The following is a 22,156-nucleotide window of genomic DNA, read 5'->3' as shown; positions in this document are numbered from 1 at the left end:
CATAACAATAAATTAATTCAATCAACAACTTATCAATCCATATACTTATATACTACCTTCCCGATTCTTTCTTTAAGAAAAGATTTCTGAAAGAATTCTACCAACTGATTGCCTGTGTACACAGAATCTATATTCATACAAAATCTGCCGTCTGAAAAATCAGAAAGGGCCTTTTCCAAGTCTTCTCTACCTCCCAAACAGTTGCCTATTAAGGACATATTATGTATTATACATGATCCATACATTGTTGAAAGAGAGTTCCGGGGCAATACCTTCATTCCTTTGTATGAAGGATGTTGCTGGTAAAAACCGCAGAATATGTATTTGGAGTTAAAATTGATGTGATTTAATAAATCCGTGAAATACAAATCAATGAATGGATCAAAGATAACATCAAATTTCTTATCGATACAATCATTCTCACCGAATTGACTGTCTTGTAAAAAAGGAGGGAGATAGATATCCTTTAATCCCCATTCTTTTATATATTTTCTCAGTGATATGGCTTTAGAAGACATCCCATATATATTTATATTCGCATTGCACGACTTGAGCCTTTCAACTATTGCTAATGATGTATTAGAAGTTAATGCAGTAATCAAAACATTATCACCATCTTTCAGATCAGCCTTTCTTACCATGCTATATGCTGTTTGTGCAGAAAGAGAGAAAGCCGCTGCAACTTCATCCGACATTGTATCCGGAACTTTTATTAGTTGATGTTCCAAAAGCAGTAAAAATCTTTGCGATGCAAAGTTTGTACTTACGCCACCGATACTCCCATCCGGTTTAAATGGATAGCTATTATCTGACATAACACGATCACCGGGATGTAACGAACGAACCTCGGAGCCGACTTTTACCACTTGGCCTACAAATTCCGACCCGACTGGTGAATAAAAATATTTCTGATTGCCACTCAAAGCCATACATTGTTCTCCAAAATAATGCATTAATGAACGATCACGGTAATTACACGAAAAAGCTTGTACTTTAACCACAACAGAGTGTGAGGTGAATAAAGACGTAAAATCCGGATCAGGCACTTCTAATAAAGATACAGTAAGTTTATGTTCATCGATGAGAAATTTATCAAAGAAACTATCACAAGCAACATCTTGCATACAGGAATTACATATCGCAACTGTTTTCATAACTTAGCATTATCTCATCGGTTCAACCTTGTATCCACGATCTCTTAACTTGGCAATTAATCCGTCGGGGCCAATCAGATGTGCCACTCCGACCGCGATTAGCGAAGAATCTTCATGAATCATCGGAATAATATTTTTCATCCATTGTTCATTGCGTCTGGAGCCTAATATTTCAAAAAAGTGTTCCATCATTTTTTTGAAATGTTGTTTCTCTTCATTTTGAATGTTTTCGAGCTCTGAAAAATTCATGTTTTGTTTATTCAGCGAATCAATAGCCATCAAGCTGCTCATGCTTTGCTCTTTATATAATTTGGATGCAAGATTCATCGAAGCAGAAAACGTTTCAGGATATTGCAATATTGCTTTTAAAGAGGCGGCTTGGTATTTCAGATTGATCGAATATCTAAGAGAATCCAAATAAACGGTTCTCTTATTTACTTCCTCTAAGGTTTCCATAAAGAGTGTCTTTTTGTAATTTTGCTCCCCGATTAGTAAAATAAATCGATCCATACCCGTCTCTTTCCCTCTAATATTTTGAAAGGCTATCATACTCGTGAAGAACGAACACCAGAACATTGGTTTGTATTTGAAATATTGAGGATTCCCTTCTCTTAGTATTGAATCGACAAACTGAAAGTCACTATCGCTATATAATGTTGCATAAGTACTGTCTTGGGGCATGTAAACATATTCAGCAAGATCCATTCCCTGATTATCCAAAGCATAAGCATCACATTCAATTGCCACCTGTTTAGCCGCCTTAAAAGCTTTTCTGAATCCCGAAATACTATCCAAGAACGTGCGACCAACATTGTGCATCGTTCCCAAAAGATATGAATCATGTTGTAAACCGTTGCCCGAAATTCTCCAAAGTAAGCTGTTTTCATTGTTATCCAATTCGGCCTCTTGTGTCGATTGAGCCGAACAAATCCCTGTTGAAAAGGACGAAAGTAAAAATAGGGCAATTATGATTCTCTTCATTTTTTCTATATTTTTATCATTATAACAAAAGGATTTTAGACCACCTGTCATTTTCTATATCGGAAGCAAACAGGGATAAAAAACTTCCGGGAAAACCTGTAAACAGCGAAAGATTCTCTAAAAACAAATCCGAATATATTCCTTGTCTATATTCTGTGAGCTTCGCTTCAAGTAACATTTTTGTTTTCTCCTGCCAAAAGAGATGACGTTGCTGAAACGATTTGTCACAAGTAAGTTCGTAGATTCTTTTATATATCAATATCAGTGAAGAGTGTCCATGGCACAAACACAAATCATTCTTTACATAGTCAGTACGCTCATTCAACTGAAGCAACATTTGATATCCTACCTCCCTGTAATAAGAGTGTTTTAAGAGAATACCCGCTTTTAATATTGCATACGAAGCCATTAAGTCCCCATAACACCAGGCAATTCCACTATCTATCTTTTCCCCGTCACGCTTCATAACCGAAGGAAAAAAAGATGTTTCCCTTTTGGTGAAGCGATTCTCTAACAGAAATTTACAAACTTTCAATATAGTAGGAGCAACTATTCGATATCCGTTTTCAAACACGATTAAAAGCAATAATAAAATTCCGGTCATTCCATGCGGAGTACCCATATTTACAACCATAACAGGATTAGCATCTTTCAGATAAAAAGGCGTGTACCAATCATTTTTCTCAAAGTTCTCGTTAACCTGTTGAATGTATTGTGCAATCAATCGATCAATTCGTTTACACCTTTTTGTCATCATGAAATAGAACATGTATCCGGAAGCACCCTGAAAATAGTCCATATCATTCTTGCTTAGTGACAAATTATACTCCTTTTCAATTAGCCAATCTATTTCTTCCATTTGTTCGCTTAATAAGTGATCGTGTTTTATCCAATAAAGCACTAAACACAATGCAGACAATCCGGAGCTTAAACTGAAGTTACTATTTACACCTTCCAATTGTTCTTCTATCAATTGAAGCAATTGTTCCTTATACTTATGATCATTTGCTATTTCATGCAAATAGTAGAAATACAAAAGATAAGCACTACTTCCGGAAACTAACCCAATACTTTTATATGTCGAATTACCCTTTCTGTATTGGGCACATAGATCAAAACTTTCCAGCAACGCAGAATTTTTCATAATTCACCTCATAGCGTAAGCTATGTGACATCTTTCGATATGCACATAGCCTACCAATTGCCTTATGGTCGATGTCCATAAATATCGACTTCTGGAATTTCGCATGATTTACTGCCATCAGGAAAATGTACCCATTTATCCGATACATTAGTCATGCAGTTTGCTTGCTTTGAGTAAGGACAATGCCATTTGCTGGCATCTTTTCCAGCATTGTATATGTCTTTTCCTATTTCATAAATAGAAATAGCAGAGGCTATAGCACACCCCACTGATGAACAAGGCACTGATGATCCTCCTTTCATTTGTCCCATCTGATAATCATTCAGATTCACGATCTCCTCTTTTTTAAGAACTAACTTCTTAAGCTTTTTTTTCTCATTCATAATCTCACTTGTTTTAAATTAATAATTATTTAATCTAAAGGGATCTATCAATGATAGACCTCCAATATTTTATTTTTCATTCTCGCTTCGTCATATCGATTCAGATAAGCCTCCCTGCTATTTTTACCTAATTCTCTTCGCAGCTTACCATTTTGTAACACTTTTATTATACAATTCCCCAATTGCTCTACCAATAAAGTGTTTTCAGAAATAGGAAGAATTTTATCATCAATATGCACTTTATATCCATTATACCCTGATTTTATCATTTCTCCGACTCCTATTACATCGAATCCTATTAAGGGAATTCCATGCATCATCATCTCAATTGCCACATAGCTACATTGTTCATTAAGAGATGGATGAACTCCCACATCGGTTATTTGATATAATCGATATAAGAAATCCTTATCAACCCTGCCGGTAAATGTAACTTTACCATAAAACGATGAACATTCTTTTAACAGTTCATCATACCTGCCATCTCCTACAATAATTAAACGAGCATCGTGTAAATGAGCAACTACTTTCTTAAAAGCTCTTATAAGTAACAAAAGTCCTTTTGCTGCGTCCAACCTTCCTACAAAAAGAACAACTTTCTCATTGACAACAAAAGACAATTCCTTTTTAATGGCTCGCTTCTGTTCTTCATCCAACATTCGCGCTTCATCCTGCAATCCATTTGAGATAAAAAACAGCTTATTCTGAGATAGTCCATACTCAGTTTGCAATAGATTGAAAGTATGTAATGACAAACAAATTACTTTGTCTACTGATTGGCACATTGCCTTCATTCTGGAGTAACTGTCATACACAAACTTTTCGGCAGAATCTACCTGATCATATATCTGTTTACTAATTTTATTATGATAAGCATTTTCATTATTTGGGAACCAACTTAAATAATGAATTGTGTAAATAATTTTACACAGAGGAACCATCTCACGCAAATACGGCACTAACGAGTCATGCTGTAAATAATTTAAATGAAATACATTCTCTTCCTCCGTATTCACATATTTTTTCAGCAAAATACAAACTGCCAAATTGTAAGTTTTCATCTTTTTTGTGTGAAACTGCCAAGATGGGTGTGCTTGAGGAGAAGGGATTTTAATACACCTCACTCCTACTATTTCTACCACTGAAAATTCTTTTTGAGTAGATTGCAACTCAACAAGTGTAAGAATTATCTCAGGATCAGAACGTAAACAGGCCTTGAGTTCTCTCAAATAGGTACCAATTCCATAATCTCCGGCTTGACTATCTGTATTAAATATATATATGTGCTTCATTTCAATATATGTTTTAATAAAACTCCAGCACAACCATTATCCAAGCCCAATGGAAATTTCAAAAAGTTCATTGTTGAGTCAACATTCGCTATTGTAATAACATCTAAAGGTGAAGAGGCCTTCAATGATACCCCCGTTTTTTGAATACTTTTTCCAATCTTATCTCTATATTTTTCATCAAAAGGAAGAACTCTTTGAGTTTTTTTCGCATAAGCAATTCGCTTCTGCACATAGCACCAAATCCCCTCAAGACCAGTGTTAAATGACAAATCAGTAATGCGAATAGGATCTCGCTCCATGATTTTATTGTCAATATCACTTAATATTTCATCTACGTCACCTTCCAAAAAATTATCCTCCAACAAAGAACATAGTCCCCAAGCAATGCCACAAAGCCCTTTATCCATCGTCACAGGCATATTTTCATGAATATTTTCATAAATATTCTCGATCAGATTTTCACCTAATAGTTCGTACATAGGTTCATTTGTATAGCGTGAATAATGGTAAAAGAAAATCACAATACCCATCTTCCCGTGGAATAATCCAAGGTCATCCAAAAAACTGCTATTTATTATCAAGTGGTTAGCAATTCTTTCAAGTAAATGTACTTTTTCATGTTGTAATTGCATAGCATAATTACCATAAAACATCTGGTTGCAAATTTAGAATATATTTTCCACACATGCAAATTCCCCAAGTGAAAAAACGCCTCATAGTAACTTTATTTAACTTTTTAATATGCACTTCTCGAACAATATCACCGAGCCGACCTGTTGCACTTGTCCCACGGCCAATCCTTTCACCCCAATCTTAAACAGCTTTACCTGGATACGTTCCCATTGCCAGCGTTTTTGTTTTTCACAGTTGTTGAGTTTGATTTCCTGCATGCCGGTGATTAGCTGTATGATATTACTCTGTTCTCCGGCGGATTGGGCAAAACGTCTGTGATCCAACTCGCGGCGATACCTCATAAAAGAGAGTATCCATGCCACATACAAAGCATTACCGACAAGAAAAATACCAAGAACAACTAATTTATAATAAGCCAATACAAAAGCGAACACAAAGAAATTGACGAACGAAAAAAGTGTGCTGATGGAATTGCCGGTAAGGAACGACTCAATGCGTCCGTGGTCGCCGATGCGTTGCATGATATCTCCTGTCATTTTCGTATCGAAATAGCGAAGAGGCAATTTCATCAATTTGGCTAAAAAATCCGAAATCAAGGCGATGTTTATCCGTGTATTCATATGCAGCAATATCCAGCTGCGGATAAACTCCACGGAAAGGCGGGCGATAAAAATAATGAGTTGAGCAATCAGAATCAGCGTGATAAAACTCAGGTTCCCGTCACGGATGCCGATATCCACCAGCGACTGGGTCAAAAACGGGAAGATCAGTTGAAGGATGCTCACTACAACCATTCCCAATATTAGTTGGACAAGCTCACTCTTATAAGGTGTCAAGTATCGAAGGAAATACCGGAGACTGCGATTGCGGTTTTCTTTTTCATCCTCGCGATCGTAAAACTCCGGTCCGGGTTGCAGAAGCAGAGCTGCTCCTTTGTCTTCATTTTCTTGCTTCGTACTCAGCCAGCATTTTTTGAAATCGGCTTCATCGTAAGTTACCAATCCTAAGGCGGGGTCTGCCACGTAAATGCGGTGCCTGTTTTTTTTATCTTTTTTGATATGATAAACCACCACAAAGTGATTCTGCTTCCAGTGGACAATGCAGGGCAACGGTGCTTCTTCGACTAACTGTTCAAACGAAATCATGACCCCCGATGTGCGAAACCCGATATATTCTGCCGCATCGCTTATACCCAACATGGAAACTCCTTCACGTGTAATAAACGAATGTTGACGGAGCGTTTCCAGACTGTAATGCTTTCCGTAATGCTTGGCAACCATGCGCAAACAGCTAGGACCGCAGTCCATGGAGTCAAGCTGAGTGAATATTAGGAAAGAATTCATTCGCTATGGGTGAACATGGCATAGATTCGGTCTTCCAATAGACAGCTCAAAATCAGATGGTGAGGGACATAACCATTGATAAAGACACATTGTACAGGGTTGTTTATTTCGTATACTTAACCATGATTCTCCATTAGAAATTTCATTATAGATAATTTCTTTTATTGTATCTTTCTCCACATTCCCTATTATTTCGCTACTTCCCTTAACAAAGACATCTCCATTAGATTTTACAAAAAGCTTCCCAAAGTTATATATATTCAGTGTTTTATTAGCAAATATTTCTCTCATAGACAAAGGGGCTGAAAAGATATCCTCCCTATTCAAATAAACACTTTTTTTAAAAAAAGCAATATTTTTATTGTTATATACCGGTAAAAGTTGATAGTTTTCTATTTTATACTCATTAATTAGTCTCTCAGCGTCTTTTAAGTGCTTTTCGCTCTCTACACCAAAAACAAATTTAATTTTCCATTTGGACAACGTCATCAAAGAAACAAGTGACTTCCATTTTTCCTTATTGATTGGGAAGCGAATATTTATAAGAAAAGTATACTCTTCTCCTATATTAGATGACAAAACATTATCAACATTTATTTCTTCATAATTATTGATAATAATCTTTCTACCACTTATCTTATTTAATAATTGAAGCAACTTGGAAAAAGAGGAGTACTTCCAAATATTACCACATAGATTAACCACTGGAACATTTTCGACCTGCTCTATAACATCATTAAGTCTTTCTATTTTTAACTCATTATGCTTATCAAAAAGAAAATTGATCTCATGAAGATAATCCAATACATTATCTCCAATTGATATATTAGGCTGCAGACTCAATCTTGTTCTATCTTGTTGAAAATTCAAAAACGGAATAAGCTGAACCGGTTTGCTTTCGGAAAATTTAACGGGAATAATATCTCCAATGAATTTTTGACGAATATCTATAACAAACTCTCTTACTTCATCAATCTTGAGGTCTCTTCTCGTCAATAGACATACTCCGCAATTTTTCTTCTCTGAAATTTTATGCACCAATCGAACTATTAATGGATTGGTGGATTCAATGTATTGTGCATCCAAGGTATTATATAGAAGTACAGATGAATGAGCAAAATTTATATATACGTAAGGCTCAACAGTCAGCCAATAATTTTGATTAATATCTATATTCATTATGGGAAATTATTATTTTAAGACAACCTCTTCCATGATTCTATAGTAATCAAGAGGGTGAGATTCAAAGAAAATCATATTAGTCGCCAAAAAACTCACAAAGTTTTTCTTATTCATAAACCCATGACAAATAGGATTATTTTCCATGTCATCAATATTAAAGATGCATTGATAACAAGCTCCTAATTGATAACATTTAGAACATTGTTTATTTAGTTTATCATAATAAGAGTTATATTTTAATGCTATTTTCTCAAAGTCAATATCAACACCTGCTTTAGACAATTGTCCCAATGTATAATTATGTCCTATGCGCTCACAAGGCAGTATTTTTCCATTAACTGTTACAAAAATTTTCTTTGAAAAAGGCATACATGTCCCTGTCGGAATAAAATTCTTCTTCTTATGACTTGAAAAAAAATCATTATATGTATTTATTACTCCAAGATTATAGGTGTGTAAGAAATTACAAGCATTATAATATGAAGGAACCAAGGTGAAAAACTCATGCTCCAATCTTGTATAATTCTCCGATTGATAAAGACTTTCAGAAGTATTTCGATACATTCTTTCAAACTCTTCTCTTTTTTCCGGCAGGATTCCTGTATTGTTAAGTTCACCAATCCTTGATATTTTCTTATACCGAGTATAAATATAATTATAGATGTCTTCCACTGAATTACGGTTATGCAAAACAGCATTAAAATTCACAAAGTCTTTAAAGTACTCAGGATGGTTGCTCTGTAATAAATCAATATTTTCAACTATACTTTTGAAAGAATTTAGTCCACTTTTCGTTACCCTATATGAATTATTTTTTTCATCACCATCCAAACTAATAAGAAGATGCACTTTGTTTGCAGCTAAATAATCCATGTATTTATGTAGTAAGACAGCATTTGTTGTCATACTGAACTCATATTTATGCTCATCCTTCCTGTGATTTCGTATATATGAAACTACATTCTTGATAAATGTCATATTAAGCAGAGGCTCTCCCCCATAAAAACTAATATAGATTATATCATTTATGGATTTATTCTTTTTTTGTTGTAAATTATCAAGAAAAGAGAATAGAGGAGCTATATCTTCTATTTTCAAAAGGCCGCTCTCTCTTTTATCATAATTTCCATATAACCCTCCATATCCACAATATGTACAATTTAAATTGCATCTATCAGTAACCTCAAACACAATTTGATTTACATTCAAGAACGCTTCTTCTACTTGACTCGGATGTATTCTTCCTGAGAATGAATGATTCTCATCAGGTAATTTTGATTTTATGTACTCTGCCTTTCTTTTATAATAAATATCATCAGATGTATCGGCACATCCTTTAGTTTTTATTTCATCTCCGAAGAGATATCTTATCATCTTGGGATGAACAGCCATAACATATTTAAAATCACCCCTGTTAACAAACAAATACGTATTCCTGTTTTGCAACTGAAAAGAGCATATTTCTTTCATTTTTTTACTTTTTTAGTTTATAGAGTATTACTACAGGATTTTCCTCATCATCGAGAGAGTGGATGAGCTGTTCTAATTTCTGCTGTTTTTCCGGATATTGAACGTCGATATGCCCCTTATTCTCGATAAAAGATGTTTTTAGATTTTCCGGTTCCACATTGACCGTAAAATAGTCACTGGAGGCAGAAAAAAAAGCAGTCGGCGAGACTCCTCCGTCAATATTGTTTATCCATCCCCCACCTTCCAAGAAACCATATTTGTTGATATTGTCAGGCTCAGAACTCCATGCTGATATTTTGGCCGTCTGTTTATCGTATACTGCAAACCATCGCTTCCTATTGTATGGGAATATGACCAAAAGATGTGTCGCTGTTTCGCAAAAGGATGGCATAGAAATACATTTATTGCGCTCTTGTTCTAATAATCGAATATCTGCAAAAGCGTCACGACTGATTTTATATTTTCCAAAATTGATCACATATCTCGGAACAATTTCATTCCTTGAGATAGCATACACCGTATCGTTTATACACGTCAATACCCGAACCGTATCGTTATATTTCCATATAGATGGACTACTTGCGACTCCCTCAGGATAATACGGTTCACTTTTTTTTATTTGAACCGTATCGCCGTTGCTATTCAGAATACCCGCAATAAAAAGCCCGGGATTATCCATTTCGGTGCCATGGTGTAAATGGATAGCCACTCTGTTTGTATCCAGAATATTTATTTTAAAAACACTATTTGATACCGGAGTTTCCCTTATATACTCTCCATCCGCATTATACCATAATATCTTACAACTATAATTACTGTGAATAGCAACAAGATTGTGATATAAATCAGAAGAACGAATACCCAAATGTTCTTTAGGACCTTGTCCTTTACGGCTTATTTCACAGATAAACTTTCCTTCGCGTGTATAACATAACAGCCTATCCCTGACTTCCAATAACAGATAATTGCGGTTAAAGGATATTCCAAAGATTATATCAACCAACGTGGCGGGATATTCGGGACGGATATATTCAATATCTTCAACAAAATCACTCAAAGGAAGCGATTCTCCGGAATTCTCCACAGCATATGCCAAGTCGATAACAGGTATGCACGCCTCTGTCGAAATATTATACTTTTTTTCTAAAGACGAGCAATTTACTAGATTCAAGATAACAAGAGTCGTCATACAGAAGAGGCTAAAAAAAACATGTAAATTCCTCATACAAAACGCATAAATTAAATAAAGTTTGCCTTATATGAAAATCTCAATAAGGCAAACCTAAACACCATAGTTACTTGGTTTCTGTTTTAACCCAAGCACCTCCATCCCAACACCAACAAATTTTATTGCCTCCTATAGAGCCATAACCATTTTCAGCATTAGCGTTTTGGTTATCCACTGTAGAAGACGGACCGTGGCAACCACAACCACAACATAAACCGCCCGTTAATTGGGCCATTTCTCTTGAATTCAGCTCCGCTTTACACAACTGATTCAACTTGATTTTTTTCAACTTTTTCATCACGGTAAAATTTTAATATGTCGGGAGCAAAGATAATTATCCTCCCTTTCTTGCTCCAATTTATACTCCGCTTTTCTAACGAACGGTAGCATTTTTCCTAACGAACGGTCGTTTTTTTCCGATAAACGGTATATTTGCCCTTGACTGCTGTTTCATAAATCCACACAAACACACGCTATCTTTATCCGGAAATACCGAGTGACTAATTGAAAAGACACTTATTCATTGCGCACTTTCACCGCCCCATAGAAAATACGGTATTGTTAAACACATATAGCTAGCTCGTTGTTTAGTTTTAGAAAAAGTAATTTTAGGGATTTTTCTATCATATGTTTTGCCTTACTATAACACTTCCCTTTTCGTTTGAACCTTGCTAAATAATGCCTTATTCTGCTATTATAACCTTCGACTGTATAAGTTTCTGCCTTCGTTTGAATGTGTTTTACATTAGGAAGAAATTCTTTATAGCTCTTCCAATAGTCAGAATAATACACAGATGCAGGAATGTTTTTTATCTTCTTCCAAAGCTTCATCCCTGTATCTGTGCTTCTGTCCCCACAGACAAAAGAGATAAATCGTTTTCCAAATCGATCAACAGCAATCCATACCCAACAGTAGTTTTTTTTGAACCTATATATGTGGGCATCTCATCTAATTCAACAACTGAAACAGGTCCCTCTTTTTGTGGTAAAGCCACCCTTTCACCCCATTCTTTTACCCAATAGTAAACAATTGTATGACTTATTTTCAATATGCGTCCGATTGCTCTAAAACCTAAGCCCTCCAAGTACATCTCCAAAGCTAATCTACGAGTAGCAGCTGATTTTGTATTAGATTTCTGTTGAACAGTATAACGATAATGACAATCTTTACAATAATGGCGCTGACGACCACCGACAATGCCATCTTTACGATGATTTATGCTTCCACATCTTGGACAATCCATAGTTTTTTTTTCAGCAAAGATAATAGTACTATATAAATTTAACAATACCCTCTTTTTTTTTCGATGCATGCCTGCTAATGCTTTGTTGGCAGCACAACAGAGCAACTGCATTAAAAACTATTGTTAAGTTGCGATAGTTCTTGCAAACATTCCAGCCTTAACGATCTAATAATTAAAAACGACTTTGTTGCAACGGTTGACGTCTGATTATCAAAAGATATAGGTGTATATAAAAAACAACCTAAAAAAAAACAGCCGTTTAATAATCAGCAATATAGCAAAATTAATATTTTATTACAGGCAAAATATATCATTGTTTTTCACGGATTTATCCGTTGCAACAAAGTCATTAAAGACTGTAAAATTCTAAAAAAACAAAACATATACTAATACAACAATGCCAGAATTGTTCTGGAAAAAGACCAATGCAGACATGGTTGGACAGCATTCTTCTCACAAAAAAGAAATGATTATCCCATCATTACCAAAATATTGCACCGTCAAATAAAAAAAAGTCTGGTGTGGAGCAACTAATCAACGATAACCTGACTGACTGGAACGGTAGAGGAACTAAAATCCCCCTCTTATTGTCGTCCTATTCCAAGAATTTATGGCTTAGAAAACTCTTTGTATAGAATATAACAAAACACCCAACCCCACCTTATCAACATTATTATAAAATAATTACGCCCCATTCGATTTATATTCCTTCTCAACCACCTCGATCGCTTTTTCGAGCAGTTCGTCACGTCCTTCGGCAAGTCCTTTTACAGTGGGCTTGACTTCAATATCCGGAACAATACCGACACGCTGGGTCTGACCTCCGTCAGGATAATAAACACCAAAGCCTGAAATCCATGTTTTTATTCCGCCGGGAAGAAAAATATCCGATACTCTACCATCTGCTCCGGACGTTTGGCTACCGAGGATCACCGTGTTTTGCCCGGCTCGAAACATCATAGCCTGATATTCTCCTTCACTTAATGTGTTTTCATCGACAAGAACAACGACTTTGCCTTTATAAGAAGGCCCTTTGGACGGGTAGACCGTATCGCACGGCGTAAAATAAAACTCTCCGGGATGATTCGGATTTCCTCGCGTGCATTTTCTGAAAGGTGTTTCAGACGAGACAAACCATGAACTTAACGCTCGACCTGCAAGAACCGGGCGACACCGAAGATCGATTACGATGCCTTTCGTATGTGCAAACACCTTCCGGATGACGGGAACATCCTCTTCTCTTAAAATCTCATCCCGAATAAATCCGATGTCTTTTCTTTTGCCTATCAATGTATAACGAGTCGTATCACTAGGATAAAATTCGACATAGTAAGGATGCAATAAACGAATGTCTTTTTTTCGGCTTTCTCCCGATGAAAGATAATTTAATCGAATAACAGACCGATTGGATCGAAGCATCTCAAACTCCATATTTTTCAATCGGGTCGGCTCGTTCGATGCCGGAAAATACATACGTAAACTGTCGACGATGGCCTGAACCGGCTTTCCGTCAATATGAGTAATGATATCTCCCTTTTTCAGCCCCATCACGCTATCCGCCGCTTCGGTAGTCAGTACCGTGTCTCTCAACGCCCGATATCCCGAAACGACTAATTTGTCTTCCGCAAAACGGACTTTTATCGGAGAATTCCACTGGCCCCCAGACCGCCGTATTTGATCGCCTCCTTCGAGCAAGTTAGCCGCATGCGAATCGCGTATCTCCGCAATCATCCGCAAAACAGTCCGTTCGTATCCTAATCGATCGTTTATATCCATAAAGTATGGGATGTACTCAGCAAGTACTTCATCCCACTTTTTATCCGTCAGATATTTGGAAGGATAAAAATAATGCACCATATTCCAATAGCGATACAAAGCCAAGAGTCGAAATCCGGCATCGGGAACGGACATTTGCTCATATTTGTTTTCGTGCAAAAACAGCGGACTTCCGAAATGTTCAATCAGCACGTAATAATGATGTCCGTAATGCCTGTTTTGATAGATATACCGAAGTCTCTCTTTCAAATCGTTGTCCATATCGCTGTTTTCGACCCATGTCAAATCGGGCTTTATAAATACCTCCCCTAAAACCGGGCGATCGATCGTATTTAACGGGACAAAACCGAGTTTATCAATCCACTCGGATATCAAACGGTCTCGTTGTTTGTTATCATCCGCTTGTAAATAATCAGGAAGAAAACGAAAGAGTTCGTAGTCCCAATTATATTCGCCTTTTGCGATGGCGGGATGATGATATTTCAGAAATCCCCATATCTTTCCCAAAAGAACCAAGTCGTCTATCTTCTGTTGATTCAGGTCGGGAAAGTCGATCATGGCGCCTTTGTCGAACTCCTTGTCGCTTTCGGCGGCAAAAGGAGGAATTTCGTAAGGTGTAAGCTCCTCTATGTCCTTCCCGTCTACAGTCAACTTCAAATCATCGAACCATACTTTTCCGCCACCCGATAAAGAGACGCTTAGTATAAACTGTCGGGTATTGGCCGGATTCATATCCAACGTGAGCTCATATTTTTGCCAGTCGGATGTTTCGTTTACATTCTTTACAGTGCCGGACGCAACAAAGTTTTTCCCATCCGGATGATCAATGCCCATCCATAAAGAAGAAAATCCATCTGTTACCTCTTTGTTTTTGATATATCCCGACAATGTGATCTTTTTTCCCTGATAAGTATTCGGTACAAAAAACAGGATTCCTATTTCTGAATCCGGGTTATCTCCAACATATTCGAGGGAAACGGCATACTTCCCCGATCTCGTATGGACGGAATCCAAGGAAATTTTGTAGTTGGAAGGTTTGCCTGTGCCATAGCCGGACCAGCCTTGAGGAAATCCGGCTTCGACTTTTTCAAAATCCAAATTGTATGAACTCGTCTGCTGGGCTTGCCCATTGATAGATAACAAAAGTAATAATACGAATATAGATTGTGTCACTCTCATACCTCTTACATGTTTTATTCTTTTAAATAAAGCTTATTTAATTAATTCTACAAAGATAGTTTCTGAGATGCTTTTCTATACCACAAATAAAGCTTTGTCGGATATAGGAAATGGGCTGTATGTAAATTTTTCTAAACATGTCGCTTAATTTTGACTGATTGCTCATATTATCTTAACAATCAATAGTTTAATTGGCAAAATGCGTTATTCAGCAAACTCTAGTTAGGACAACATTGCATTAAGCCCCAAAAATCAATTCAAACAATTTTTCACTTTTTGCTTGTGTCATTTTTTTTCTAATACGATATCTCCGCTGATTAAATGCTGGACGACTTATGCTTCCCATGCAACAATTTATAAAAGAGCAATCTTGCCCAACTTTAAAGAGGCAACAAAAAAGAATATCTTCCTTTGTCAATTTCGGACACGATGTTTGCAAGACTCCAATTAACCTCTGGAAAATCTCAAAAACATCCACACACAACTGCTTTCTCTCACTAAAGGTGAGGCATTTACTTCTTTTTTTTCTTTCTACTAACAGATAAATATCCGTTTTTACAAACAACAAACATTCCAATCGAATTACATCTTCTAACCATTCATTGTATTCCATTACGTATATAATATGTATTCCATCTATGACAGCAAAAACAATTCATCCCAATTCTGCTCATCTTGAGCTATATATGAGATTAATGCAAGCCCTATTCCAGATATCCCAGTTAATAGTGAATAATCACATTCCCAACCATTCAGTACATATGTTTTATATCCAGCTAGACCATCATTAAAAATGGAAAAATTCAACGTTTTTTCTATCCAATAATCCCAAGCATCAGCAAACTCTCTTTGTTGAGTTTCTATATACATTCTACGAAATATCATGGAAATTCCTGAACTCCCATGACAAAGACCTGCGTCCAACACTCCTTCTTCTTTTAAATTCCGACGTTTAGTTGACTCCATTAAAATTCTCAATCCTGCTTTTTTATATTCTTCATTTTTGAGTATCTTCCCAGATTGCCATATGGCCATACCAATCCCAAGATCACCATAACACCATGCCAAGCGGCTTCTTTTGTTATTTTTTAACCCATCATTATATACGAAATCGGGGAAAAAATAGTCGTAATGTAAAGAATCAAATTGTTGTGATAATATATAATCAACAGAGCCTATCAGCATGTCTACAACCCTTTCATCTGTAATACCTTTTTCTAAAACCCGTGATAAAAAGACAATAATACTTGAAATACCATGAGATAAAGCAAGATTATACACCGACTTCTTTTCATTAATTATCCTTGTACCCCATTTAAAATAGCAAGATTTTTTATCTTTTATTGCTGTATTATACAGAAAATCTATCAATTCATAAATGTATTCGATGGCATCTTCCCTTTTTAAAAAATAAAATCCAGCCCCCAAAGCTCCATGCATAAAATCATAATAATTACGCTGAATATCATATCTCATTAATGTAGTAATATATTTATCCAATATTGGCTGAATTCTACTTATATCCACCCTCAAAAAATCATTATCACGCATAAAATCAAGCAAATATAAAACTCCAGTCAAACCATCACAAAAAGTATATAATCGCATCTCCTCAGAAAGGCGATTGATTAACGTCTCAACATATTTATCTACCAATAAAATATGTGTTTTGTTTTTAGAGTATTTCAAATAGTAAAACACAAACAATAAAATACCATATTCTCCCATATATAAACCTAAAGTTTTTCCTTGCTGTTTTTTTCCAAAAACAGCTTCTGCTATCAAGTTTATTTTTTGATCAACAATACCGTTTTTTTTATTTGTCATAATCGTATAATTTTCTCATTTTTTACATATTCCTACCGTGGAAATTTAATGTTGTCAAAATAAGATTTTATTTTTTTACAATATTTAATCAAATAAAAAACAAATAAATTAATCTCCCCAAATGGAGACATATATAAATAATCTATCTTATTTTTAATCAACCCCCGCCTCATTAATCTATAATTGTTATGTATCAGCAGTTCGTTGACATTTTTAAGCGACAAAAGTGTGTCAGCAGTTCGTTGACATCTTAATCCGGGAACTGTATCAGCAGTTCGTTGACAACCCCATGGGGTTGGCCGCCCATTAGGGCGTCTAAAATATCAGGAGTTCGTTGACATATTGTTTACTTTGGAAGATTCATAGCAAAGGGGAAATAATGAAATATTATATGGTTTCGAGAAACCACCAGAACAAATTTATCCAAGATGATTTCAGCCATAACATACGAATATTTCAATTCCTCGTTTACGATGAAAACAGCATCAAGGATACGTAATTTTAAATCGCTTCGTATAAAGCGGATAAAAATCAGGGAACCTTCCTCGACAGGAATTTTGGCATTCAAGTCAATTTTCCGTGATAGTTTCCATCGTTTTTCAGGCGGATCAGTCACTTGATTCGGAGTTCGGTTCCGGATGCACCCATAGCGGTGATTGGCGTTGTGGAAGTTACTGAAAGTTGCAGCTTCATCTTTGATTTCCTCAAAACCGGAAAAAATGCGTGAAGCAAAAAAGCGTTTCTCCACGTTGTGATTAAACTTCTCAATAACACCATTTCGCCAAGGCTCTGCCGGAGGAATGAAAACGGGCGTAACTCCGTACGAAAGTGCCACTTTAAGCAATAGCCCCAAACTCCTGGGATGTTTGTTGCTTCCCCTGAAAGAAAGCTCGTTGTCCATTTGCAAAAAATCGGGTAACTGAAAATTCTCCCAAAAATCTATCAGGCAGGGAACAATGCTTTTCGCCGATTTGTTTTTGACCGGATAAACTTCCGCATGGTGGGTTTCCACATCCATTATCGAGTAAAAGTAAAATTTAAATCCACCTTTCAGGTAGCAAGGACCGATTAAATCCATTTGTTGTACATTAATGAAACTTGACGGATATTCTGCGTTTTTCCGCATCTTGCCGCGTGATTTGTTTTGCAGTCCGTTGCGTTTGATGACCCGGTTGATGGTGGCCGTAGAGGGTGGTTTTATCCCCGCCTCATTCAACTTGTAAAAGATATTGACGGCTCCGTTCTGATGGTAAGGGTTTGACTCAAGTTCCTTGCGAATGTTGATAATGGCCGTTTCCGTTTCATTAGGAATGCGGTTTCTAATATTCTTTGGGGCATTGGAATGGGCCTGATGCCAATTCTCTTTCTCCGGTGATGCCGAATGCCGTTTAATCCATTTGTACACCCATTGACGACTGCGATTCAATTGTGAACTTATTTCCTGTACAGACAGGCCTTGCAAGTGAAGGACAATGGCTTGTTTTCTTAAAATTTCTTCTTTATTGTTCATAGTTTTTTTACTATAAACAATTAATGTAAACAGTGGGTCAAAGAACTTTTTAAGTTCGGGTAAACGAACTCGTGATACAAATTGGTAATTAAACCGTCAACGAACTTATGATATAATTTACACACTTAGATGTAAACGAACTTATGATACAAAAGTGTCAACGAACTTATGATATTTATCATATAATAATTAAAAAAAATCAACCTTTTTCATTTCAATCGTCAAAAATACACCTATAAAAACAAGAGGAGATTATCAATAATCTCCCATTCTTGTTTTTAACAAATAGTTTGGTTTTATTATTAAAGCCCATTAGTAAACAGATTTTATGCAATAACCATGTGGATATCTATACCTATGAATTATGCATAGGTGCATTTATTCACATCCATACTACAACCATCACAAGACACCATTGTGTTCGTAAATCCAATGGTACTAATTGTTAGCCAAGTAACATGTCCTCCACCCAATTTTTTCATCTCATCGTTTTGAAGTTTTGTCACAACTTCTTTGTTTAAAGACAATTTTTTCAACTTTTTCATCACGGTAAAATTTTAATATGTCGGGAGCAAAGATAATTATCCTCCCTTTCTTGCTCCAATTTATACTCCGCTTTTCTAACGAACGGTAGCATTTTTCCTAACGAACGGTCGTTTTTTTCCGATAAACGGTATATTTGCCCTTGACTGCTGTTTCATAAATCCACACAAACACACGCTATCTTTATCCGGAAATACCGAGTGACTAATTGAAAAGACACTTATTCATTGCGCACTTTCACCGCCCCATAGAAAATACCTTTCAAAATATATCATTATATCGTTTTTATAATCCGCACCACTTGTTTTTAAAATCACTCATCCGTCGGCGAGCAACAGTATACAATTCGTCATCATATTGCATTACCACAATCATTTCTCCATTTTTATGTCGGACACTTTGCATATAGTGCAAATTTAGAATATACTTTTTATTGATACGACAAAAATATTCCGGCAAACAAGTTTCTATTTCCTTTAATGATTGATCCTCTAATAGTTCTTTGCCTGACAGCAAGCGGATAACCGTATATCCCTGTTCCCATCGCAAGGACAAAATATCGCGATATTTTAGCTTGATATATCCGTCATTTTGTTTCACAACCATATGCGTTGGATAAAAGACCATTTTGCTTTTTGTCAATTTTAGTTGTCTCTCTCTCTGTAAATGCACTGCAATGTTTCGCAGTACAGTACCATCATCTACCGCCTTATATCCGATCTTCTGTTTTAGGGACTTTATCAGTAGCCCGAAATCCGGAGAAAAAGATGACATCTGTTCACGATCAGACAAGTGTTTTTCTCGAATTTCCACATAAGAAATTAATCCGGCCAACTCATCAATAGCATCTTCTTTCTGTATTTGCATTCGGTTAAGATTCATCAATCGCCTGTCCAATTCATGCCAAACATCCTCATCTATTTGCACAAAGCCTTGTCTCATCAAGTGCAAAAGCCCCCAACCGACACCGGACAGTCCATCGGAAAATCGATATGAAAAGTCCGAAGGGATGACTAAGGATGACTCCATTAGCCTGTCTGCAAGCTCCTTATATGGCTTATTCCGATTGAAGTGTGCATAATGATACAGTAAAATGATCAAGCCTAATTTTCCGCCATACAAACCGACATGGGGCATTTCGTCTACTCGAAGGATGTGCTGACTGAGCAAGCGATCCATTGCCGGGGAACAAAAATAATTCTTCATGTTATCCATAATTGACAGGTATTTAATAGATATAATTCTTTACGACTTAAGATTCATATAAGCTCCTTATATTTTGTTTCATGGAGGATATCTCATATTTCTGAAGATAAATTTCCCTATATCCGCAATTCTTCTGCAGCAGTTTCTGCTCGATCTTACCGGCTAATTCTTCTACCGAAAGGATTGCTCCATCTTCTTGTTCCTCAATGCTTATTTTGCATTCGTCCTCATCAAGCATTTCATTCAGTCCTGTTGTTGTCGATATAATCATCGGAACATCGAACATCATCATTTCAATCGCGACATAACTGCACTGCTCATGAAAAGAAGGCATTACGCCAACATCCGCGATCTGATAAAAACGATACAATTCTTTCTTCTCTATACGACCTGTAAACGTAATCCGATTCCAATAACCTTTACATTTTTTTAAATAGATATTATAATCTCCGTCTCCGATAATCACCAAACGACATTCCATACGGGACGAAAGTATTTTAAATGCCTGTATCAGGTAATCCAATCCTTTTATTTCATCTAACCGGCCTGCAAACAGAATGATTTTTTCATTGTCCTTAAAAAAGAGCTTTTTTCTTATACTCAAACGTTCTTTCGGAGATAGCGGAACGTATTCGTCTTTCAATCCGTTATGGATCAACACAAGTTTTTCTTCCGGTATTCCATATTCTTCTCGCATAAGAGCATATGTATATCGAGCTAAACAGATAACCTTATCTGTTTCTTTAAAAAGTATTTGCTCTTTGTCGTATAAATCGCATATCATTCGCTCTTTGTCGGTCTTAAGGGTTTCCTCCTTCTTACGATGAAGGATTTCTTTATAATAAGTCGTATTTCCAAATATCTGAAAACACCATTCCTGAAAATGTACGGTAAAGAAGATGCGGCTATCGGGGTATGCCTCTCGTATACATGGTATAAGCGAATATTCCTGATAATAGTTCAAATGAAATATCAAACGATCATTTTTTTCTATACGGATAAATTGACGTATCAAGAACCAGGCATGCCGGATATATCGTTTGTTGTATCCGGAGAAAACTGGTGGAATGGAAGGAACATAAAACATTTCGACCTCCTTCTCATTTTTTACGACAGACTCTTTTTCATCCGAAGACAGGTTAACGACATGCAATGTAACGGTTTCCAAGCCTTGTAGACATTCCATCATCTGCCGAACATAAGTACCTATGCCATATGCAGCAGCCCGGCTTCCCTCATTCAATAAATACACATGGATCATTTCAATAGTATGTTCAGTCCGTATCCGGCACATCCGTTTTCCAATCCCGGCGGCCCATCTGTAATATTTTTATTCGGCGGAGAAGTGCCTGATATACGGATCAATATCTGCTCGGTAGCCCCCTGCCATTCTTCCGAATTGTCCGGTATATTTTCCCATTCCGACAAATACAACGCATCAAAAGGAACAGTATCCGGATTTCGGCATGGTGAATTCAAACGAGTCCGGATATAACATGAAAGTCCGGGAAAGCCCGAACGGAAGGTTGTATCGGTGATACGCCGTGGATCATACTCCATAATTTTTCGGTCGATATCTTCCAATATCTCGTCCGAATCACCTTCTATATAACCGTTTTGCAGCAAATATTCGATTCCCCAGCCGATACCGCACAGTCCGTTCTCAAAATCGAATGACATTCCTCTATGAATATCTTCATAGACCTCATCCAATAATTCCCCGGCAAATTCTTCGTAAATCGGATTGTTTGTATAGCGTGAATAATGGTAAAAGAAAATCACAATACCCATCTTCCCGTGGAATAATCCAAGGTCATCCAAAAAACTGCTATTTATTATCAGGTGGTTAGCAATTCTTTCAAGCAAGTGTACTTTTTCATGTTGTAATTGCATAGCATAATTACCATAAAACATCCGATCACAAATTTAGAACATACTTTCCATACATGCAAATTTTCCAAGTGAAAAATGTCTCGTAGTGACTTTATTTAACTTTTTCATATATGCACTTCCCGAACAATATCACCGAGCCGACCTGTTGCACTTGTCCCAAGGCCAATC

At 36.5% G+C, this 22,156-nt stretch carries 19 protein-coding genes and 1 pseudogene; all 20 read right to left on the bottom strand.

Annotated features, from left to right (window positions below):
* Positions 1 to 32: 32 nt before the first annotated feature.
* On the bottom strand, positions 33 to 1,154 hold the full coding sequence (locus BFO_RS00505) for a quinone oxidoreductase family protein (protein ID WP_080561752.1): 1,122 nt from the start codon (positions 1,152 to 1,154) through the stop codon (positions 33 to 35).
* Positions 1,155 to 1,163: 9 nt separating this feature from the next.
* Positions 1,164 to 2,135: a TraB/GumN family protein gene (locus BFO_RS00500; protein ID WP_157755260.1), complete on the bottom strand. Its 972-nt coding sequence runs from the start codon at positions 2,133 to 2,135 to the stop codon at positions 1,164 to 1,166.
* A gap of 19 nt (positions 2,136 to 2,154) precedes the next feature.
* Positions 2,155 to 3,279, bottom strand: coding sequence for a lanthionine synthetase C family protein (locus BFO_RS00495; protein ID WP_014223583.1), 1,125 nt, complete (start codon positions 3,277 to 3,279; stop codon positions 2,155 to 2,157).
* Positions 3,280 to 3,341: 62 nt separating this feature from the next.
* Complete coding sequence (locus BFO_RS00490; protein ID WP_041590503.1) at positions 3,342 to 3,662, bottom strand: class I lanthipeptide; 321 nt, start codon at positions 3,660 to 3,662, stop codon at positions 3,342 to 3,344.
* A 47-nt stretch (positions 3,663 to 3,709) separates the two neighbouring features.
* Positions 3,710 to 4,954 (bottom strand): TIGR04157 family glycosyltransferase, encoded by a 1,245-nt coding sequence (locus BFO_RS00485; protein ID WP_014223582.1) that lies wholly within the window; start codon positions 4,952 to 4,954, stop codon positions 3,710 to 3,712.
* On the bottom strand, positions 4,951 to 5,586 hold the full coding sequence (locus tag BFO_RS00480; RefSeq protein ID WP_041590995.1) for a lanthionine synthetase LanC family protein: 636 nt from the start codon (positions 5,584 to 5,586) through the stop codon (positions 4,951 to 4,953). The genes BFO_RS00485 and BFO_RS00480 overlap by 4 nt, the downstream gene beginning before the upstream one ends.
* Before the next feature lie 129 nt (positions 5,587 to 5,715).
* Positions 5,716 to 6,930 (bottom strand): annotated as a pseudogene (locus BFO_RS00475) (cysteine peptidase family C39 domain-containing protein); the annotation flags it as partial.
* 3 nt (positions 6,931 to 6,933) lie between these two features.
* Entirely contained in the window at positions 6,934 to 8,109 is a 1,176-nt protein-coding gene (locus tag BFO_RS00470) for a TIGR04150 pseudo-rSAM protein (protein ID WP_014223579.1), read from the bottom strand.
* 12 nt (positions 8,110 to 8,121) lie between these two features.
* The gene (locus BFO_RS00465; protein WP_014223578.1) at positions 8,122 to 9,582 is read right to left on the bottom strand and encodes a radical SAM peptide maturase; all 1,461 of its coding nucleotides are present in this window, start codon (positions 9,580 to 9,582) and stop codon (positions 8,122 to 8,124) included.
* A gap of 4 nt (positions 9,583 to 9,586) precedes the next feature.
* Complete coding sequence (locus BFO_RS00460; RefSeq protein WP_041590502.1) at positions 9,587 to 10,771, bottom strand: 6-bladed beta-propeller; 1,185 nt, start codon at positions 10,769 to 10,771, stop codon at positions 9,587 to 9,589.
* Between the two features lie 106 nt (positions 10,772 to 10,877).
* The gene (locus tag BFO_RS00455; protein WP_041590501.1) at positions 10,878 to 11,108 is read right to left on the bottom strand and encodes a TIGR04149 family rSAM-modified RiPP; all 231 of its coding nucleotides are present in this window, start codon (positions 11,106 to 11,108) and stop codon (positions 10,878 to 10,880) included.
* A 263-nt stretch (positions 11,109 to 11,371) separates the two neighbouring features.
* Positions 11,372 to 12,054, bottom strand: a protein-coding gene (locus BFO_RS14685; protein WP_099046126.1) for an IS1 family transposase whose coding sequence is annotated in 2 segments (ribosomal slippage) — positions 11,372 to 11,727 and positions 11,727 to 12,054 — 684 coding nt in all. Because the reading frame shifts where the segments join, the coding sequence is not laid out codon by codon here.
* Between the two features lie 684 nt (positions 12,055 to 12,738).
* Positions 12,739 to 15,009 carry a S41 family peptidase gene (locus BFO_RS00440; RefSeq protein WP_014223576.1) on the bottom strand — a complete coding sequence of 757 codons (2,271 nt, stop codon included), beginning with the start codon at positions 15,007 to 15,009 and terminating at the stop codon, positions 12,739 to 12,741.
* A gap of 238 nt (positions 15,010 to 15,247) precedes the next feature.
* Positions 15,248 to 15,622 carry a hypothetical protein gene (locus tag BFO_RS00435; protein WP_041590499.1) on the bottom strand — a complete coding sequence of 125 codons (375 nt, stop codon included), beginning with the start codon at positions 15,620 to 15,622 and terminating at the stop codon, positions 15,248 to 15,250.
* A gap of 23 nt (positions 15,623 to 15,645) precedes the next feature.
* Positions 15,646 to 16,836, bottom strand: a complete 1,191-nt coding sequence (locus BFO_RS00430; protein WP_014223575.1) for a lanthionine synthetase C family protein — start codon at positions 16,834 to 16,836, stop codon at positions 15,646 to 15,648.
* A gap of 346 nt (positions 16,837 to 17,182) precedes the next feature.
* A complete protein-coding gene (locus BFO_RS00425) occupies positions 17,183 to 18,346 on the bottom strand; it encodes a helix-turn-helix domain-containing protein (RefSeq protein WP_014223573.1) in 1,164 nt (387 codons plus the stop codon).
* A gap of 362 nt (positions 18,347 to 18,708) precedes the next feature.
* Positions 18,709 to 18,891 carry a class I lanthipeptide gene (locus tag BFO_RS00420; RefSeq protein ID WP_041590498.1) on the bottom strand — a complete coding sequence of 61 codons (183 nt, stop codon included), beginning with the start codon at positions 18,889 to 18,891 and terminating at the stop codon, positions 18,709 to 18,711.
* A 283-nt stretch (positions 18,892 to 19,174) separates the two neighbouring features.
* Positions 19,175 to 20,104: a LytTR family DNA-binding domain-containing protein gene (locus BFO_RS00415; RefSeq protein ID WP_014223572.1), complete on the bottom strand. Its 930-nt coding sequence runs from the start codon at positions 20,102 to 20,104 to the stop codon at positions 19,175 to 19,177.
* A 37-nt stretch (positions 20,105 to 20,141) separates the two neighbouring features.
* Complete coding sequence (locus BFO_RS00410; protein WP_014223571.1) at positions 20,142 to 21,356, bottom strand: TIGR04157 family glycosyltransferase; 1,215 nt, start codon at positions 21,354 to 21,356, stop codon at positions 20,142 to 20,144.
* Positions 21,353 to 21,886, bottom strand: coding sequence for a glycoside hydrolase family protein (locus BFO_RS00405; RefSeq protein WP_014223570.1), 534 nt, complete (start codon positions 21,884 to 21,886; stop codon positions 21,353 to 21,355). Before BFO_RS00405 ends, BFO_RS00410 begins: the two co-directional genes overlap by 4 nt.
* Between the last annotated feature and the right edge of the window lie 270 nt (positions 21,887 to 22,156).

Source organism: Tannerella forsythia 92A2 (assembly GCF_000238215.1).
Lineage (GTDB): Bacteria > Bacteroidota > Bacteroidia > Bacteroidales > Tannerellaceae > Tannerella > Tannerella forsythia.
The sequence above is the reverse complement of the archived record's forward strand: the minus strand, read 5'-3'. Positions and strand labels throughout refer to the sequence as shown.

What these genes read in the sequence shown, in the direction of transcription:
- BFO_RS00415 (WP_014223572.1), bottom strand. Translation starts at nt 20,104, where the DNA reads ATGGATAACATGAAGAATTATTTTTGTTCCCCGGCAATGGATCGCTTG.
- BFO_RS00465 (WP_014223578.1), bottom strand. Translation starts at nt 9,582, where the DNA reads ATGAAAGAAATATGCTCTTTTCAGTTGCAAAACAGGAATACGTATTTG.
- BFO_RS00470 (WP_014223579.1), bottom strand. Translation starts at nt 8,109, where the DNA reads ATGAATATAGATATTAATCAAAATTATTGGCTGACTGTTGAGCCTTAC.
- BFO_RS00405 (WP_014223570.1), bottom strand. Translation starts at nt 21,886, where the DNA reads ATGGGTATTGTGATTTTCTTTTACCATTATTCACGCTATACAAACAAT.
- BFO_RS00490 (WP_041590503.1), bottom strand. Translation starts at nt 3,662, where the DNA reads ATGAATGAGAAAAAAAAGCTTAAGAAGTTAGTTCTTAAAAAAGAGGAG.
- BFO_RS00455 (WP_041590501.1), bottom strand. Translation starts at nt 11,108, where the DNA reads ATGAAAAAGTTGAAAAAAATCAAGTTGAATCAGTTGTGTAAAGCGGAG.
- BFO_RS00410 (WP_014223571.1), bottom strand. Translation starts at nt 21,356, where the DNA reads ATGATCCATGTGTATTTATTGAATGAGGGAAGCCGGGCTGCTGCATAT.
- BFO_RS00460 (WP_041590502.1), bottom strand. Translation starts at nt 10,771, where the DNA reads ATGACGACTCTTGTTATCTTGAATCTAGTAAATTGCTCGTCTTTAGAA.
- BFO_RS00500 (WP_157755260.1), bottom strand. Translation starts at nt 2,135, where the DNA reads ATGAAGAGAATCATAATTGCCCTATTTTTACTTTCGTCCTTTTCAACA.
- BFO_RS00420 (WP_041590498.1), bottom strand. Translation starts at nt 18,891, where the DNA reads ATGAAAAAGTTGAAAAAATTGTCTTTAAACAAAGAAGTTGTGACAAAA.
- BFO_RS00430 (WP_014223575.1), bottom strand. Translation starts at nt 16,836, where the DNA reads ATGACAAATAAAAAAAACGGTATTGTTGATCAAAAAATAAACTTGATA.
- BFO_RS00425 (WP_014223573.1), bottom strand. Translation starts at nt 18,346, where the DNA reads ATGAACAATAAAGAAGAAATTTTAAGAAAACAAGCCATTGTCCTTCAC.
- BFO_RS00440 (WP_014223576.1), bottom strand. Translation starts at nt 15,009, where the DNA reads ATGAGAGTGACACAATCTATATTCGTATTATTACTTTTGTTATCTATC.
- BFO_RS00495 (WP_014223583.1), bottom strand. Translation starts at nt 3,279, where the DNA reads ATGAAAAATTCTGCGTTGCTGGAAAGTTTTGATCTATGTGCCCAATAC.
- BFO_RS00480 (WP_041590995.1), bottom strand. Translation starts at nt 5,586, where the DNA reads ATGCAATTACAACATGAAAAAGTACATTTACTTGAAAGAATTGCTAAC.
- BFO_RS00505 (WP_080561752.1), bottom strand. Translation starts at nt 1,154, where the DNA reads ATGAAAACAGTTGCGATATGTAATTCCTGTATGCAAGATGTTGCTTGT.
- BFO_RS00485 (WP_014223582.1), bottom strand. Translation starts at nt 4,954, where the DNA reads ATGAAGCACATATATATATTTAATACAGATAGTCAAGCCGGAGATTAT.
- BFO_RS00435 (WP_041590499.1), bottom strand. Translation starts at nt 15,622, where the DNA reads ATGGAATACAATGAATGGTTAGAAGATGTAATTCGATTGGAATGTTTG.